At 54.9% G+C, this 519-nt stretch carries 1 protein-coding gene; it reads left to right on the top strand.

From position 1 onward, the window contains the following. Positions 1 to 269, top strand: a 269-nt coding sequence (locus AVHM3334_RS23810) for a hypothetical protein (RefSeq protein ID WP_284415892.1), incomplete at its 5' end; no start/stop codon positions are given. Positions 270 to 519 lie beyond the last annotated feature (250 nt).

The following is a 519-nucleotide window of genomic DNA, read 5'->3' as shown; positions in this document are numbered from 1 at the left end:
TACTCGCCCTCGTGCTCCAGGACCATCTTCACCGACCGTTCCCGGATCTCCGGGGAGAACTTGCTTGCTCTGCTCATGGCTCCATCTTCTCGAGTAATGGAGCCTCCGGGATTCACGGGGCGGTTCACACCCGTCTGGGTTTTTGCTCTGAGCAACTCAATCTCCACTTCGGCTTTTTTGAAGGCGTCTTCATTCCTTTTTTTGAAGCGAATGCCTGGTGCGCTTCCACAGAAAGCCAGCTCCTTTCAATGCAATCCGCAGCGTGTTGACATGAACATTCGCGCCACCATTTTCCAAGTGCTTTGCCAAAAGTGTCTTCGCGGTCAACGGCTCCGCTCTAGCCATGCCCACAATCGTCGCGAGTTGGCGGCCTCAAGTTTGAAGTGCGACAAGGCGCAACCTGTAAGGTACCGCCCAAATGGGAACCCACTACTCGCATATCACGCAGATTGATCGGATGTCGATCCATGCCTTGCTGCAAGCCAAACTCAGCGGCCCGCAGATCGCCCGCAAACTGAA

The sequence above is a fragment of the Acidovorax sp. SUPP3334 genome (assembly GCF_030159055.1).
In the GTDB taxonomy this organism is placed as follows: Bacteria; Pseudomonadota; Gammaproteobacteria; order Burkholderiales; family Burkholderiaceae_C; genus Paracidovorax.
This window is presented reverse-complemented; position numbering and strand designations above follow the sequence as displayed.